General features: G+C 70.0%; 14 protein-coding genes and 1 pseudogene. 5 read left to right on the top strand and 10 right to left on the bottom strand.

The genetic code is table 11. The features are described 5' to 3' along the window. Positions 1–204 precede the first annotated feature (204 nt). From ABZ910_RS31300 to ABZ910_RS31280, 5 genes and pseudogenes are all read left to right on the top strand, one after another. A pseudogene (locus ABZ910_RS31300) lies at positions 205–784 on the top strand (IS5 family transposase); the annotation flags it as partial. A 2-nt stretch (positions 785–786) separates the two neighbouring features. Beyond that, positions 787–1,068 carry a transposase gene (locus ABZ910_RS31295; protein WP_361371678.1) on the top strand — a complete coding sequence of 94 codons (282 nt, stop codon included), beginning with the start codon at positions 787–789 and terminating at the stop codon, positions 1,066–1,068. Between the two features lie 189 nt (positions 1,069–1,257). Continuing rightward, positions 1,258–3,474, top strand: a complete 2,217-nt coding sequence (locus ABZ910_RS31290; protein ID WP_361371676.1) for a hypothetical protein — start codon at positions 1,258–1,260, stop codon at positions 3,472–3,474. Between the two features lie 251 nt (positions 3,475–3,725). Beyond that, on the top strand, positions 3,726–4,400 hold the full coding sequence (locus tag ABZ910_RS31285) for an HNH endonuclease family protein (protein ID WP_361371673.1): 675 nt from the start codon (positions 3,726–3,728) through the stop codon (positions 4,398–4,400). A gap of 432 nt (positions 4,401–4,832) precedes the next feature. Beyond that, positions 4,833–4,967 carry a hypothetical protein gene (locus ABZ910_RS31280; protein ID WP_361371670.1) on the top strand — a complete coding sequence of 45 codons (135 nt, stop codon included), beginning with the start codon at positions 4,833–4,835 and terminating at the stop codon, positions 4,965–4,967. Between the two features lie 48 nt (positions 4,968–5,015). On the opposite strand, the gene ABZ910_RS31275 is transcribed toward ABZ910_RS31280, so the two are convergent. The 10 genes from ABZ910_RS31275 to ABZ910_RS31230 all read right to left on the bottom strand — a co-directional run bounded on the left by ABZ910_RS31275 (position 5,016) and on the right by ABZ910_RS31230 (position 14,862). Further along, complete coding sequence (locus ABZ910_RS31275; RefSeq protein ID WP_361371667.1) at positions 5,016–8,447, bottom strand: hypothetical protein; 3,432 nt, start codon at positions 8,445–8,447, stop codon at positions 5,016–5,018. Then, complete coding sequence (locus ABZ910_RS31270; RefSeq protein ID WP_361371664.1) at positions 8,447–8,893, bottom strand: Tad domain-containing protein; 447 nt, start codon at positions 8,891–8,893, stop codon at positions 8,447–8,449. Before ABZ910_RS31270 ends, ABZ910_RS31275 begins: the two co-directional genes overlap by 1 nt. Continuing rightward, complete coding sequence (locus ABZ910_RS31265; RefSeq protein WP_361371661.1) at positions 8,893–9,351, bottom strand: TadE family protein; 459 nt, start codon at positions 9,349–9,351, stop codon at positions 8,893–8,895. The genes ABZ910_RS31270 and ABZ910_RS31265 overlap by 1 nt, the downstream gene beginning before the upstream one ends. Further along, positions 9,351–9,698, bottom strand: coding sequence for a TadE family protein (locus tag ABZ910_RS31260; RefSeq protein WP_361371659.1), 348 nt, complete (start codon positions 9,696–9,698; stop codon positions 9,351–9,353). Before ABZ910_RS31260 ends, ABZ910_RS31265 begins: the two co-directional genes overlap by 1 nt. 77 nt (positions 9,699–9,775) lie before the next feature. After that, on the bottom strand, positions 9,776–10,096 hold the full coding sequence (locus tag ABZ910_RS31255; RefSeq protein ID WP_361371690.1) for a hypothetical protein: 321 nt from the start codon (positions 10,094–10,096) through the stop codon (positions 9,776–9,778). Positions 10,097–10,139: 43 nt separating this feature from the next. Beyond that, complete coding sequence (locus ABZ910_RS31250; RefSeq protein WP_361371656.1) at positions 10,140–11,024, bottom strand: type II secretion system F family protein; 885 nt, start codon at positions 11,022–11,024, stop codon at positions 10,140–10,142. Next, a complete protein-coding gene (locus ABZ910_RS31245) occupies positions 11,021–11,971 on the bottom strand; it encodes a type II secretion system F family protein (protein ID WP_361371653.1) in 951 nt (316 codons plus the stop codon). The genes ABZ910_RS31250 and ABZ910_RS31245 overlap by 4 nt, the downstream gene beginning before the upstream one ends. Then, complete coding sequence (locus ABZ910_RS31240; RefSeq protein WP_361371650.1) at positions 11,968–13,458, bottom strand: CpaF/VirB11 family protein; 1,491 nt, start codon at positions 13,456–13,458, stop codon at positions 11,968–11,970. The genes ABZ910_RS31245 and ABZ910_RS31240 overlap by 4 nt, the downstream gene beginning before the upstream one ends. After that, positions 13,448–14,275, bottom strand: a complete 828-nt coding sequence (locus ABZ910_RS31235; protein WP_361371647.1) for a hypothetical protein — start codon at positions 14,273–14,275, stop codon at positions 13,448–13,450. Before ABZ910_RS31235 ends, ABZ910_RS31240 begins: the two co-directional genes overlap by 11 nt. Beyond that, positions 14,275–14,862, bottom strand: coding sequence for an SAF domain-containing protein (locus ABZ910_RS31230; protein WP_361371684.1), 588 nt, complete (start codon positions 14,860–14,862; stop codon positions 14,275–14,277). The genes ABZ910_RS31235 and ABZ910_RS31230 overlap by 1 nt, the downstream gene beginning before the upstream one ends. Between the last annotated feature and the right edge of the window lie 18 nt (positions 14,863–14,880).

Here is a 14,880-nt window from a genome sequence, read left to right as displayed (position 1 = left end):
AGACGGCTCCGCAGCCAGCCCCGCGTCGTGAAACGCAAGATGTCCAACTACCAGCTCAAACGAGCTGAACACCGAGACTGGCCACAACCCACCCGAACCGGCGCACAAGCCATCCTCATCACAAGACCCCAACCCACAGGCCCATAACGCAACGGCATTGCACTTAGACCGTGTCCTATGTGGTGATCGCTCGTTGGGCTGTCTATGGGGCGGGGTACGTGGAGTTGGATTGTTCCGGACGGGCTGTGGGAGATCGCCGAGCCGCTGATCCCACCGTCGAAGGTGCGGCCACAGGGCGGCGGAACGCAGGACACGCCTGATGAGACGCTGTTCGCGGCGATCATCTATGTGCTGGTCAGCGGTTGTGCATGGCGGGCCCTACCGCCGTGTTTCGGGATATCGAAGTCGACCGCGCACCGCCGATTCCTGATCTGGTCGCGGGCCGGGGTGTGGGGCCGGCTGCATGAAGCGGTGCTGCACCGACTCGATGACGCCGGCCTCATCGACGTCTCGCGCGTGGTCCTCGACTCCGCTCACGTGCGGGCTAAAAAAGGGGCGAACTCACAGGTCCGAGCCCCGTGGACCGAGGTAAGCCGGGTTCCAAGATGCACGTCCTGTCGGACGCGAACGGACTGCCCCTGGTCGTCGGCGTCTCGGCCGCCAACACCCACGACAGCGAAGCACTGAAGCCCATGGTCGAGGGTCACCAAACGAGGGCCTTGACCCTTGATCCTGGACACACGAGACACTGGATCCTGAGGATCTGAGAACGGACATCTCGTGGTCATGAAGAACTATCCGCCGCAGTTCAAGGCGGACGCGGTCGCGTTGTACCAGTCGCGGCCTGAGGCGACGATCCGGCAGGTCGCCGCCGATCTGGGAATCAATCCCGAGACCTTGCGGAACTGGGTCCGGGCAGCCGGCGCGAGCCGGCCGCGGGGACGCCGGGCGGAGGTGCCGACCGAGCCACCGACGCCGTTGGAGGCGGAGAACGCGGCCCTGCGCAAGAAGGTCCGCGAGCTGGAGGAGGAACGCGAGATCCTGCGCAAGGCGGCGAAGCGGTCGTAGTCGGTGAGGGACAGTACGAGTCCGATCAGTCTCTTACCACAGCAACTCCCTTCCGCGGGCTGCTCTGGCGGTGCGTCATGAGCTCGCCGTCGGACGACCATTCGCCCGGGGCAGCGTCTCCCTCCAACACTTCAGGAAACGCCTCCTGCGCAGCGTGGCGGCTTCTAGCATCGGAGGATGCATCGCCCCATGATGGAAGCCCTGGCCGCAGGGGAGTTACGGCCGTTGCGCGAGTGGCTGGCGGGTCTGCAGGTGGAGACCGACCGCCTGGTTGTGCTGCCGCAGTGGGATGTTCATCCGGTGCCGGATCAGCCGTCGCCGGGGCGCCGGTCGGTTGACCGGACCGAGGCTGCTATTGCCGAGATCCTCCGGCAGTGGGAGAAGGCCGCGATCGCGCCTGGCGGTGTTCCATTCCTGCTGCTGTTCGTCCTCACCGCGGTGGAAGCGGAGTGGAATATCTCCTACCACTTCGAGCCTCTGTGGGAGACGCTGGAGGCGGCCGCCCAGTGCGTGCGGGAGCGCGGGGCGCGTCTGGAGGCCGCGGACCAGGTGGCAGGGCGGGCGGTGGTAGCTCTGATGGAGAGTGTCGCGGCGCAGATCCACGCAGAGAACGCGATGGTCACCGGGCAGTTGGAAGCCCAGCAGGCGGCGTTGGACGCGGCCGTGGTGAAGGCACGCGAAGCTGGGGAGCTCGCGCGGCGGGCAGCGGACGGCCTTCCCGATATCAGCCGCTACCTCCTCGCGCGGATCGCAGAGATCGACGACGTGTGTGGCGTGGCGGTCGCCCGAGCGGTGCGCGGGGTCCGGGAGTTCCTTGCGACGGGCGAGCCGCTCGACGAGGCGATCGCGCAGATCGAAGTGGCCGAAGACGGAGGCCACGTCACTGACTTCGGTTACCTGAGCGAAATTCGGGCGCACCGGCTGGCGTTGGTGTCGCTGGCAGAGCGAAAGGACGACCCGTGGCTGCGCGTGGATCACGGGAAGATTGTGTATCTCTACCCGTTCGCGGTGCGCGGCGTGCCACCGCAGGAGGTTCTCGACGCGGTCGCCACGCGTTGCGCTGATTGGGCGCTGGGGGGAACCAGGCCGGTCTCTGTCAACAGCTCGCTGAACCTGGACGACGTCTGGCACGGTTCGGATGCCTTCGAACGGCGGTACGGCGGCGCACTGGTCGAGCTTCCTGACGTGCTGGTCAGCAGCGTGGACGGCCGCCCGCTCGATCAGGTCAGGGCGGAGATCCGCTTCTCCCGGCTCGGTAACCACTACGTCCGCTTCAGCCGGGAGATCGTGGACGCCAGCCCGGCTGACCTCTACGCGGCGATGCTGCGAGCCGCGCCGGAGTACGGGGCGGCCCGTGTCGCCTTCCGGGATGGCCGGTCCGCTCGGTGGCGGCGGTTGTCGGAACTGGCATTGAACCTCGCCGAGGACGTGTGCGAGTGCTTGGGCGACACCGGGGGCCGGGATGGCTCGCGCGCCTTGGCGAGTCCGGGGATGTTCCACGTTGTCGTCGCGGTCAACGCGGCCTCCACCACGCTGGGGCCGGCCGGGGACGCGCGGCAGGAGGTGCGCACCGCCGCCGGCCTCCAGGGAGTGATGGGCACCCAGCTGCTGACCAACCCAGTCACGCACCTGATAGGTTCCATTGTGGAGTGGGCTCGGTACACGCGCGCCAGCGACCTGACTACCACCATCACCGGGCTGACCGGCGAGCAGATCGTGCGGACCTCCAACACCACGGCGATCATCGCCCCGGGGATGCCGGAATTCGCCCACAACGGCCGGGGCCACGTTGTGGAGTTCGTTGCCTCCCTCGACGGGCTCTTCACGGGTTGGTCCCTAGAACTAGTCGACCACTACCAGCGCGTTGAGGCGTTCAGAGCGCGGGTCGACACGGCGGAGCGCAACCCAGGTGGCAGTTCGCAAGCTCTTCGGGCGCTCGCGCGCGAACTCGACGCCGAGAGGACCCGTCTCAACGACTTCGCAATGTCGGTTAGGTCGACGATCACCCTAATCCGCTCGCCGTCGCTGGTCTCGTCGCCAGTCGTGGCGGACGTCCTGCGGATGGTGCTGGACGGGTCTACCTTTCACCAGCGGACCACGGAGCTCAACGCCATGATCGAAGAAGTGGCGAAGGACCAGCTCGGGTCGAGCATCGCCAAACTGGCCAGGCAGCGCGAAGAACAGGAGACCCGGGAGGAGGAGCAGCGGGAGGGTAGGCAGCGGGCGAAGCTGGAGGTGTTCCTGGCCGTGATCGCGGGCGCCGGGATGTCCGGCGTGGTGCAGGTCCTGCAGGCCGGGTTCTTCCAGTCACGGGACGCGGCGATATGGGCGACGGGGAGCGTGTCCGCGATCGGCATCGCGGCTCTCGCCCTCGGGTACTTCTTCTGGCCCCGCGGGCGCCGATGAGCCCGACCGAGGTGGAGAACTACCCGGGCTTCCCCAGCGGCATCCTTCGGTGGATCGTTCCAGTTCGATCAGTTCGATCAGTTCGTCGGGGATGTCGGTCATGACCTGGGGTTTTAGGCTGCGCGGTGTGACTGGCTGATGATCATGCTTACCGTCCGATCGGGTGGAGCCGTCGTCGGCCTCCGCGTGCGCCGCCCGAGGAGCCGCTACGAAGATCACGCCCCCTTCGTGATCTCCGAGAGGATTCCCGAGTGCGCCTCGCCCGCACCACGGTCGCCGTGGCCGCCGTTGCCGTGCTGCTCATCCCCGCCACCGCCCATGGCGCCCCGGCTGCTGGCTACGTTCCCGGCCAGACCATCACCGCGCCCGTCCGTGACGCTCTCGCGCAGCTCCCCGTCCGCGCCGAGGACCGCACCGGCTACGAGCGCACCAAGTTCAAGCACTGGATCGACGCCGACCGCGACGGCTGCAGCACCCGCAACGAGGTCCTCCTCGCCGAAGCCGTGGTTGCCCCCGACCGGACCGGCACCTGCACCCTGACCGGCGGTGAGTGGTACTCCCCGTACGACGACCGGTACGTCAGCGGGCCGCGCGGTCTCGACATCGACCACCTCGTGCCGCTCGCCGAGGCTTGGGACTCTGGAGCCAGCACCTGGAGCGCGAAGGAGCGGGAGGCCTACGCCAACGACCTCGGAGACGACCGCGCACTCATCGCCGTCTCCGCCACCAGCAACCGATCGAAGGCCGACCAGGACCCGTCGACCTGGCTGCCGCCGGCCGTCGGTTACCGGTGTCAGTACACCGCCGACTGGATCGCGGACAAACTGCGCTGGGGGCTGAGCATCGACGCCGCCGAGCAGGCCACGCTCACCGCCGTGCTGGACGGCTGTCCGGACGTACCGCTCACCGTCACGCTCGCCCGGTAGCGCGACGTGCCCGAACTCGGGGCCCAGACAACCACGTCGGGCCCCTACGGACGTTTCGTGCGTCCGGCAGAGCGCCGAGGCGAATCAGGCAGCCGACTCCCACGGCCAGCCGGCGTCATGGCCACGCGACAGCAGCGCGATGGCCGCCGGGTCCCAGCGGCAGCCTCCACCAGGTCCTCGACGCCCGCGGCCGTGTGCTCGTTTTCAGTGCGGCGGTGTGCCGTCGGCCGCTGCTCACCCCCGCCGAGGTGCCGCCGCTCGGTTCAGTGTGTCCGGGCCGAGCCGCCCTGCAACGCCGAGGCGCGTACTCGACTGCCAGCTCGGACAGGGGCTCATGCAGTGGTACACGGAATGCGCCGCTGGTCCAGCGGCCGTGTCGGACGCGGCCGGGGCAGCCTCGTATGTGCGCGGCAGATCGATGTACACGGCCGCGTGCAGGCAGCCGTTGCGCAGACCGTCCGCGACACGCTGACCGAGTGGCGCGGACGCCCTCCCGCCTCCAACGAGGCTGCCATTGAGGAACTCCTGGCATACGCGGCCCGCGACGTCGCCTCCAGCCGGACGTGATGCGCAGGGGCATCTGCGCACCCGCCGTCTACTGGGCCTTGCTGGTTTTTAGGAACGGTGGTTGAGGAGTTGGTTGATGAGGTGTTCGGTTTCTGTCTCGAGTGAGGAGTCGAGTGTCTGGTTGATGTGTTGGATGCGGGTGATGGCGGTGTGGAGTCCTTGTCGGTTGCCGGCGGCGTGTTCGATTCGGAGCCAGTCTCGATATAGCAGTTCTGCTGTGTCGTCGACGTCGAGGGCGGTCGTGATGGCGTGGCGGGCGGCGTTGAGGTTGTGGTGCGGGCCTGTGGGGAGGCGGTGGGTGGTCACGGTGTGTGCGACGTCGATGATCCGTGTGATCATTTCCTGTTGGTAGGGCTGGGCCCAGGGCGGCGGTGTGCGGCCGAACGGCCTTCCCCGTACCAGGGTGAGTGCCTTCTCCAGATCGGTCAGGCCGGCCGGGCCCAGGGGCAGCGCGCGTTCGACGAACTGCAGGAAACGCGTCCAGTCGCAGCGTATGCCGGCGGCGAGTCGGTAGGGGTCTTCGCCTGTCTTGCGGCGTGGCACGTAGAGGTTGCCGGTGGGGTCGCTGCCCAGGCAGCTGCGTAGGCCTTGCATCCGTGCGTTGAGGGTGCTGGTCGACCAGGGGTTTGCGGGGTCCATGTCGCAGCACAGGACGTCCGCGCTTCGCCCGGGCCGGAAGAACATCAAGGCGGCGAGCTGCGCGATCCGCGGGCCGTGGCCGGTGCTGTGTACACGGTCCACCTCGATGGGGCCCAGTACTCGGATTTCCGGGGCCTGCAGGTCATGCGTTGCGCACTCGTCCGTCTGTGGCACCCCTCCTGCTTCGGTGGCCTGCTCGTCGGTGGCGTCCTGGTCCTGCGGACCCTCGGTGGCCGGGGCGGTGGGAGTTTCGGTGTCCGGTTCGGGTTCGTTATCGGTCTGAGGTGTTGGTGTGGTGGTGGGCAGGAGACGTAGTCCGGATGGATCTGTGGTGGCGGCGAGTAGGGCCGGGAAGACCTCGCCGCTCACGTGGGCGTCCGAGGCCGGGGGAGGGGTTGTGCCGGTGTCGGGCGCGGCTGTGGCGGACTCCTTCGGCGCGGGCTCCTGGATGCTGTCGGGTTCGTCGGGGACGTTCTGCCACGGGCCGTCGGCCGGGTGCGCGGGTTGCCCGGACACCTTCAGCGCGGTGGTGATTTGAAGGTAGGCGGCGTGTTCGAGGCGCTGCACCGTGATGTCGGTGCCGGCGGCGTCGAGGGGTTGGGGGTCGTTGAGGGAGGCGTTGAGGATCTCCGCCTGCGGGAAGTGCGTGGCGGCTGTGCTGGCCGGCGCGATCAGGGTGACGGGCACCGTGCCGGCCTTGTCGATGACGTCGGCGAACTTCCACGCGGTGTCCGGATCCAGGGCCGTCGCGCAGAGCAGGAGGTAGGGCTGGTGCTGGGTTTCGGGCATCTGGTGCGCTTCCAGGAGCCGTTCACTCAGGTCGCGTAGCGCGTGCGCTGCCTGGCGCAGGTGGGCGATCCGCGTGGTGGGCAGCAGGTGCGGCAGGTCCTCGCCGAACCCCACGGTGACGACCTCGACTTCCGTCCCCCATGGGCTCATCCCAAGCTCCAGGGCGAGCGAGGTGCACACCTCGGTGATGTGGACCGGATTGCCGTCCAGCAGCAGGGCGGGCAGCCGGGCGAGGTTGAGCAGCAGCAGGTCATCTCCCTCGGTGCTGCCGATCGTGACCAGCCCCGGGTACGGCGCCGGCACGTCGCGGGCGGCGTCTTCGTCCAGGAGGTCGGCGTCGGTGGGCAGGATCCACCAACCGGCCTTCCCGGAGGCGAAGGGCGCTGCAGCGTCCAGGGCGAAGTCCTCGGGCAGCACCTGAACCGTGCGGGCACCGATGCGTGCGGCCCGTACCGGCGGCAGGACCGCGTCCTTTTCCTGCTGGGCCACGTGGTGGGCCAGGGTCCGCAGGGCCATGTCCAGGCGAGCGGCGCCTCCTGGTGCGGCGGCCGCCGCCAACTGGGCCTCGGCCGGGGAGGTTTCCGCCGCGATGGCGATCTTCTCGCCCGGCTTGCGGCGGCGGCGCTGCAGTGTCCGGCGCAGGGCGAGCGCGCCGGTGAGGGCGGCGGCCAGCAGTGCACCGGCACCCAGGACGGTGCGCGGGTTCAGCGGAGCGTCGGGCGGGGCCGACGTCGGCGTGTCGGATCCGGTGGCGGCGGGGGAGGAGGCAGCGGAACTGGACGGCTCGGCCGACGTCGACGAAGAGCCGGCCAAGGAGGCGCTGTTGCTGGGCTGCGGCGTCGCAGAAGGAGCGGCTAATGCAGAGCCCTGCGTCTGCCCGGGTTGCTCGGCCAGACGGCTGCTCGCCCCGCTGGGGGCCGACGACGCTGGAGCGGGCGCCGTGCTTGGGCCCGCAGTGGGCGCATCCCCCGCGTCATCGCCCGGCGTCTGCTCGGCGCCGGGCGTCTTCGGTACCGGGGGAGTGGTGTCCTGGCGGCCCGCCGCATCGCCGTCGTCGCTGTCCTTGGGCAAAGCGGGCTGCTCGGGCTGGGCGCCGGGCACGGTGACCTGCTGCCCCGCGTAGATCATGTTCGGGCTGGTGATCTCGGGCAGGCCATGCGGCTGCGGCTTGTCCTTGCTGGCCTCGAACAGCTCGGGCCACTGGTCGCCGTCGCCGAGTTCCTCCTTGGCGATCTTCGACAAGTAGTCACCAGAGTGGACCGTGACGACATGCTCACCGTCGCCGGAGGCAGCCGCAGGCCGGTCGCCCAGCTGCGTACGGACGCCTCCTGGTACGCCGCTGGTCTCGGGCATCACCAGCTGCCAGCCCGGCTGCAGAAAGCTGTTCGCGCGGAAGACCGTGCCGTCGGGCATGACGCGGCCTTCGTTCAGGCGCGCGATCTCCCGCCACCGCTCGCCGTCCCCCAGTTCCCGCTCGGCGATGCCCCACAGGCTTTCCGCCGGCCGCGTCTGGCGCACCGTGTACGTAGGCGACGTCGGTGTGCTCGGCGAAGACGCCCAGGAGGCCTGGTCGGCGTCGGCGTCGGTGGTCTGCGCGGCCTGGCCCGCCTGGCCGGGCATAAGGCCCGTCGTGCCGGCCGGTGCGGCCTGCGCATCAAAGGCCAGGGCCGAACTCGTGGGCAGCAGCACCAGGATGCTGCCGATCAGCAGGGCCGCGGCGCGCTGCGAGGCATTCATCCCCCGCGGGGCGTGCCACGTCCGGCCCCGCAGCTGCGCGATGAGCTCGCGCACCGCGCAGAAGCTGAACTGCGCCCACCCGATCCAGCCCACGCAGGCGAGCAACAGCAGAAAGATCCCGCCCGTGTCCTGCCGGTCCAGCAGGTGAGTGAGGTCGTCGTGGGTGGCAGCCCAGATGATGGGGGTGGCCCAGGCCAGCAGCAGCGGCAGCCCGGCGACCGCGGCGGCCAGGACGAGCAGGCTCCCCGCGGCCTTGAAGACCCGGGCCAGGGTGTGGGTGGCCGCTGCGGCCAGGGAGCGGGTGGTGGTGCGCATCAGTTTCCTTCGGGAGCGGTGACGCCATGCAGGAGGGTGGCCTTGCCATGCCCGGTCACCGACAGCGAGCCGATCCCGACCACCGACAGGAACTTCGTGTCGTACGAGCCGGTGACCGTGACGTTGAGGGTTGTGCCGTTGCCGGACACGCTGACGGTGCCGGTGGCGCCGGCGGAGCTCAGGTAGGCCTGCGCGGCGGCGGCGGCCGCCTGCGGATCGACGTCGATTGCGGTGCCGCTGATGGCGTCGGCGGGGTCGATGGCCTGTCCGCCGGCCCGGGCGGCCTCGCCGGCGATGTAGTCGGCGCGCTCGGTGGCACGCATCTTGCTGCCGCCGTCCACGGCGAGGCCGATGATGCCGATCAGTGCGAAGACGCACACCGCGACGAACACGGTGACGCCTCCGTGGTCGTCGCACCGTGTCCGCAGGATCCGACGCAAGATCATCAGTCGCCTCGCTGTCGGTACTGGTCCACCACCGACGTCGCCGTCGACGTGAGCGTCTTGGCCCCCGGCACTCCCGGCAGCAGTAGGTCGGACAGGTTGACCGTGCAGGTCACGGTCACGGTGACCGTGCCGACCTGGCCCACCGGCACGCTCAGGCCGCCGGTGTTGATGCGGAGGGATGTCGACGCGCACGTGATGCCCTGGTCGTTAAGGGACTCGGCGGCCGCCGACCGTGCGGCACCTTGGGCGGCTGCCGCCGTGCGGTGAAGGGAGGCCTCCCGGGCCGCGTCCTCGGCCGCAGAATCGATCTTCGAGCCGGAGGTGACGATCCGGCCGCCGGCGATCGCCAGACACAGAAACATGATCAGCGACGGCAGGATGATGGCCGCCTCGATCGCGGCACTGCCCTCATCGCTGCGAAGCCTGCCAGCCAGGCGGGCCACGTCTCGCACGTACATCACTCCCCTGGAACCGTCCAGCGCTCTACGGGGCCGGACGCCGACTGGCTGACGTGCAGGCCCGACACACCGGGGATCATCGACAGGGCCGTGCCGGTCACCTGGACCCGCACCCGCTGCCCGTCACTGCCGGCAACGACGCTGTAGCTGCTCAGGCTGTCCCCCGCGGTGCGTCCCAGCACGTCCCGTGCCTGGGCCGCCCCGTCGGTCGGACTCGACTGGTAGGAGCGGGCCGCGGTGAGGCCTTCGCGGGCAGCGGTCAGGGCGATCTGCCGGGCGTAGTACCACAGGGAGGCCTGGATGACGGCCACCGTGGCGAGCAGCACGAACGGGAAGATGATCGCCATCTGGATGGACGTGTCACCTCGGTCGTCACGCCATCTCCGTCCCTGCCACCAGTCCGTCAGCCGCTCGGGACGCTTCATCACAGCCCGCTGAGCTTGGCGTTGTACTTGGCGATCACGACGGCGATGGTTCCGGCGATCAGGACGGCGCCGGTGACGGCGGCCACCCAGATGATGACGGTCGTGGTGGAGATGTCGCCGCGGTCCGGCCGGCGGGCGGCCTCCTCGAGTCCTTCCTGCACGCGGGTGGTCAGCCGGAGGGCGGCACCGCCTGCGCGTGCCCAGGTGCGCGAGCCTAGGCCGCCACGGCGCGGCCTGCCCGATGGGCTGTCCGGGCCGGTGTGTGGGGACGTGGTCGCCCGGTGCACAGCACGGCGGGTGCGGGCTGCAGTGTGCTTCATGTTTCCTTGCCTCTCTTCAGCGTTGAACGAGTCGGGGTGGCCTTTAGACGGTCAGCATGCGGATCACCGCGGGGAACGCCATCAGCAGCATCACCAGCACCGCGAGCAGGGCTCCGGGAGCGGTCATCTTTTCGCTGGCCGCGTTCGCCTCTGCGGACTGATCGGCCAGCAGTTCCGCGTTGAGGGCGGCGGTGCGGGCCCGCAGCGCCTTGTAGACGGCGGCGCCGTCGGTGGCCGAGCCGCGCATGATGTCGGCGACGTCGTCCAGGACGGGCAGGTCGTATGCGTGGGCGAGTTCGGTGAGTGCTTGATACGGGGGGATCTTCTCCAGCCGGGCTCGGCGCAGCGCGCCTTGGAGATACAGGAAGGGCCAGCCCTCGCCGACCTCGGCGGCCTTCTCCAGCGCCTCGGCGGGGCCGGCGTCGGCGGCCCGCTTGAGCGCGACCAGGTCGAGGTAGGCGGACAGGGCGTGCGCGAACTCCTCCCGCGCCCGCTTGGCCTGGTCCCGCACCGCGAGATCGGGCGTGATGAACAGCAGGGCCGCGATGCAGAGTCCGACGCCGGCGGGCACGTAGAACGGCAGGCCCACGCCCGCGATGATCCACGGAATCGTCGCGACCTGCGGGCAGAGCAGGCCCAGCGCGGCAAGCGCGATCTTTTTCAGCAGGAACTGGCCCGGGCCCTGCCCGAGCAGGGCCAGGTTCGTGGTGGGGACCCTCGCGCCCGCAAGCCGCTCGAGGCGGGCCAGCAGCCACCGGCCCCACACCTCCTCGCGGTCCAGCTCCGGCTCGGGCACCGTCAAGGTTTGGGGGGCGCTGCGCTTCAGGGCTGGCCCCAACGCGGGCTGGGGCTGCAGGAGTTCCCGAACCAGCAGCGCCAGGCCGGCGCCGACCATGCCGCCGCTCACCACCACGGGGATCAGGTTCACCACTTAGCTCCTTCCGGCTGACGGGCGGCGACCGCCAGGTCCGGCACCGGCGCGGGCGCCGGCAGGCGAACGGTGCTGGCCGGGTCGGGAATGAGGAAGCGCGGGATGCGTCGGAAGGTGCCGAGCTGCCGCATCAGGGCGAGCACCCCGACGAACCCGGCCGTCAGGAAGGCGAGCACGAGCTGACCCAAGAGCGTGGCGTACGGCTTCGTGTAGGACGGCACGAAGAACCCGGCCACCACGACACCCACGGTGATGATGGTCATCCACCGCACGGTCGTCCTGGGCTTGGCCCGGTCCGCCTCGATGGCGCGCTTCTTGGCGACCTCCTCGCGGACGGTGCCCGCCAGGTCCTCCAATGCTTGAGCCAGGCCCGGGCCGCGGTCGCCCGCCGACAGGATGAGCGCGGCGACCACCTTGTCCGCGGTGACGTCGTCCAGTTCTGCGGCGAACGCGCCAAGCGCCTGCTCCGGCCGCCACCCCAGCCGCAGCCGGTCGGACAGGGTGACGATCTGCGGGGCGAGTTCGTCCGGCGCCCCCTGACGGCTGGTGATCATCGCCTGTTCCAGGCCCATGCCCAGCCTCAGCAGGCCGGCCAGCCGCTGCGTCCACTCGCTCAAGCCCTCCAGCTGGCCGATACGTTCCTGCGCCATCCGTGCCGGGGTGATCAGCCAGGGCACGCCGATGACGGCCGCGCCCAGCAGCGCGCCGCCGACGAAGTTCCCCGAGGCCAGCCACACGGCCACGAAGACGACCACGGCCGCGACCGCGAGCATCCGGCGCCGCAGCCGGGCGTCCTCGCTTCGGCTCTTCCCGGCGCGCAGGGCCTGCCAGCGCCGGTGCAGCGGTGCCCGGCGCGGCGCCGTGGTGCCCACGACACCCGCGACGACACCGATCAGCCCGCCGACGACGGCCATGCCGGACAGCAGCCCGAACAGCAGGGTCATCGGCTCGCCCCCACCTTCAGCGGCAGGGGCGCCGGCCACGCCCCGTAGGGCTGTTGCAGCAGGGCCGAGTCGAAGCCGACACGGCGCAGGTCGTCGATGCAGCCCGGGTCCATCCGGGGCACCGCCCGCGGCTCACCGAACTCGCTGCCGGGGGAGAAGACCGAGTTGGTGGCGGGCCGGCCCATCTCGCCGATCCCGGTCAGCTCCAGGACGTGGGAGACATAGCGGTGGCGGCGGCCGCCGATCTGCGTCTCGTCCGTCACATCGACGAACACCACGAAATCCAGGCCGTTGGCGGTCTGCCGGTAGGCGAGCTGCTCGGAGAGGTTCTCCCGGGCGAGCGCGTACAGCTCGGCGATCCGGTCGAAGACGACGTCCGGACGCCGCGCGTGAATGGTGCACAAGTTGCCGCCCGACCCGTTCGTCAACGCCTGCATCATCGCGACGACTTCCGGGCCGCGAACCTCGCCGACCACGATCCGCTCCAGCGACATCCGCAGCGCCGGATGCATCAGATCCAGCAGCGTGACCTCACCGGCGCCGCGCCCGGTGACGTCCTTCTCCCCGTTGGACTCGCGGCCCACCAGGGAGACGACCTGCTGGTGGTAGCCGTTGTTGTGGGCGAACAGCTCGTCCTCGGTCTGGATGGTGGCAAACCGCGTCTGCGGGTCGAACTCCTTGAGCATCGCCCGCATCAGCGTGGTCTTCCCGGCCCTCTGCTTCCCCGCGATCATGATGTTCTTCTCGGCGCGCACGCACGCACCGAGGAACTCGCGCAGGATCGGGTCGATGGCACCCAACCGCACCAGGTCGTCGAGATCGGAGTGGGAGACCCGGTGCCGGCGGATGACCGCGTAGGTCATCGGCCCGAGCCCGGTGATGGCCTGGAGGCGGGAGCCGTCCTGCAAGGCCAAGGCGAGGGTGGGGTTCGCGGTGGAGATGGTGCGCTCGCTGTACCCGGATCCCCGGGCCAACTCCCGCAGCAGCTCCAGCAGTTCCTCTTCAGACTCCGCGATCGGGCCGACCCGGCGGCGTTCGCCGTCACCGTAGTCGAGCCACACCTCGTGCGGGCCCTGGATGATGATGTCCTCGACCCGCTCGTCGTCCAGATACGGCTGCAACCGGCCGGCCCGAAAGAGCAGGTCGTACACGGCGCGCCGCAGCGCCTCGTCCTCCTGCGGCGTCATCGCCTCGGCGTCCGACCACAGCGCGACGGCCTCGGCGATCCAGTTCAGGCAGCGCTGCTCTTCGCTGTCCCGGTCCATATCGGGCTTGGTCTTGAGCAGTTCCTCGCGCTGCCTGGCGACCTGCGACGCAATGTCCCGGGCCACCCGGTAGTCGACGGTGACCTGAGGAACTGCGGTGCCGAGCACCTGGGAACTCGAGGCAGCACCCGCAGGTGCAGGCGTGCCGCTCGTCTGGTGGGTCCACTCCTGCTGGGGCAGCGGGGCCACGGTGGGATCGGGGTGCAGGGGCCTAGCGTGCATGGGTCACCTCCCCGCCGGCTGCGCGTACACCGCGTGGATCGAGACGGGCCCGACGCATCGCGGCCCGCTGGATGAGCAGGGCGCTGCCCGTGCGGGCGGCCTTCATCAGCGACGACTTGATGAACCGACGCGGCTGTTCGGCACCATCGGACAGCACACGGGCGTCGTCCGGCGCATACGGCAAGGTCGCGACCACCGGCACCTGCAGAACGCGCTGCACCTCGCCCGCGGGATACGGACCCTCATTGATCATCAGCACGCTGACATCGCCGACGCGCTCCTCCAGCGCGCGCACCCGGCCCTCTGCCGACTGCAGGCAGCGCAGGGTGTTGCGGACCACCACGAACACGGCGTCGGCCTGCTCAGCCAGGACCCCGCAGGGCCCGTACGCCCCGCGGCGGCCGAGGTCGATCAGGACGTCGTGGCCGCTCTCGGCCTCGATGCCGCGGAACATCTGCGCCAGCATCTTCCAGACCGTGCCGAGGCTCGCCGACTGCGCGGGGTCGGTGACACCGGGCAGCAGCAGCCGGTCCCGCGGTGACTCCCGCTTGCCGTCCTCGCTGCTCAGGTCGATCAGCTGCCGCCAGAAGGCGTCGCTGAACTCGCCTGTGCGGGCCGCGACCGAGAGGTTGCGCAGCCCGTACCGGTCACCGAGCGTGCCCTGCAGCAGACCGTGCAGCACGGCCCCGCCGTCCGGATCGCACTCGGCCAGGACCATCCGCCGGCCCGGATCCAGCGGCCACGACAGCAGCAGGGCGAGAGCGCTCGTGGTCACACCGGGCGCGCCACTGCAGCCCGCGAGCGCGATCACAGCCATCAGTTACCGTCCGCAGCAGCGAGCACCAGGCGCAGGGTGCCGGCCGACACCCACGCGGCGGCCGTCGGGCCATCCTGCGCAGTAGTCGCTACGTCCACGACCACCACTCCAGTACCGGGCGCGGCGCTGGAGGCCCTCACGACCCGTCCGTCGATGGTTTGCGGCGACGTGTCGGATGCCTTCCCGGTGTCCGCCTCGCCCTGGGCCGGGACGTGAACCAGCTGCACCTTCTGACCCGGCACCAGCGCCGTGGCCGGGACCTGCTCCGGCTTGAGCCCGATCGGCACCAACTGCTCACCGGCCTTCACCAGGTTGTCCTTCGTCACCTGGGAGGGAGAGAGCAGGGATCCGGGCTTGAGCTCGACGGCGGCCCGCTTGCCCACCACCGAGTCCAAGTCGTTGCCGCGTACCGCCTTGACGAGCGGGTCCAGGGCGATGGATGCCTTGCCCACGTCGTCTTCGGTGACGAGCTGTCCGACCTGGACGTCGCGCACCACGGTCACCACCTCGGTGCGGTTGCCGACCTGCAGCAGCAGAACCGCAACGCCCGCTCCTCCGGCGGCAATCAGCGCCAGCGACAAGGCGATGACACCGGGGCGTCGTCG

Source organism: Streptomyces sp. NPDC046805 (assembly GCF_040645355.1).
Taxonomy (GTDB): domain Bacteria; phylum Actinomycetota; class Actinomycetes; order Streptomycetales; family Streptomycetaceae; genus Streptomyces.
This window is presented reverse-complemented; position numbering and strand designations above follow the sequence as displayed.

Coding starts and splice junctions, on each gene's coding strand:
- ABZ910_RS31265 (WP_361371661.1), bottom strand. CDS start 9,351: ATGTACGTGCGAGACGTGGCCCGCCTGGCTGGCAGGCTTCGCAGCGAT.
- ABZ910_RS31260 (WP_361371659.1), bottom strand. CDS start 9,698: ATGGCGATCATCTTCCCGTTCGTGCTGCTCGCCACGGTGGCCGTCATC.
- ABZ910_RS31255 (WP_361371690.1), bottom strand. CDS start 10,096: ATGAAGCACACTGCAGCCCGCACCCGCCGTGCTGTGCACCGGGCGACC.
- ABZ910_RS31295 (WP_361371678.1), top strand. CDS start 787: ATGAAGAACTATCCGCCGCAGTTCAAGGCGGACGCGGTCGCGTTGTAC.
- ABZ910_RS31240 (WP_361371650.1), bottom strand. CDS start 13,458: ATGCACGCTAGGCCCCTGCACCCCGATCCCACCGTGGCCCCGCTGCCC.
- ABZ910_RS31235 (WP_361371647.1), bottom strand. CDS start 14,275: ATGGCTGTGATCGCGCTCGCGGGCTGCAGTGGCGCGCCCGGTGTGACC.
- ABZ910_RS31270 (WP_361371664.1), bottom strand. CDS start 8,893: ATGATCTTGCGTCGGATCCTGCGGACACGGTGCGACGACCACGGAGGC.
- ABZ910_RS31245 (WP_361371653.1), bottom strand. CDS start 11,971: ATGACCCTGCTGTTCGGGCTGCTGTCCGGCATGGCCGTCGTCGGCGGG.
- ABZ910_RS31290 (WP_361371676.1), top strand. CDS start 1,258: ATGATGGAAGCCCTGGCCGCAGGGGAGTTACGGCCGTTGCGCGAGTGG.
- ABZ910_RS31275 (WP_361371667.1), bottom strand. CDS start 8,447: ATGCGCACCACCACCCGCTCCCTGGCCGCAGCGGCCACCCACACCCTG.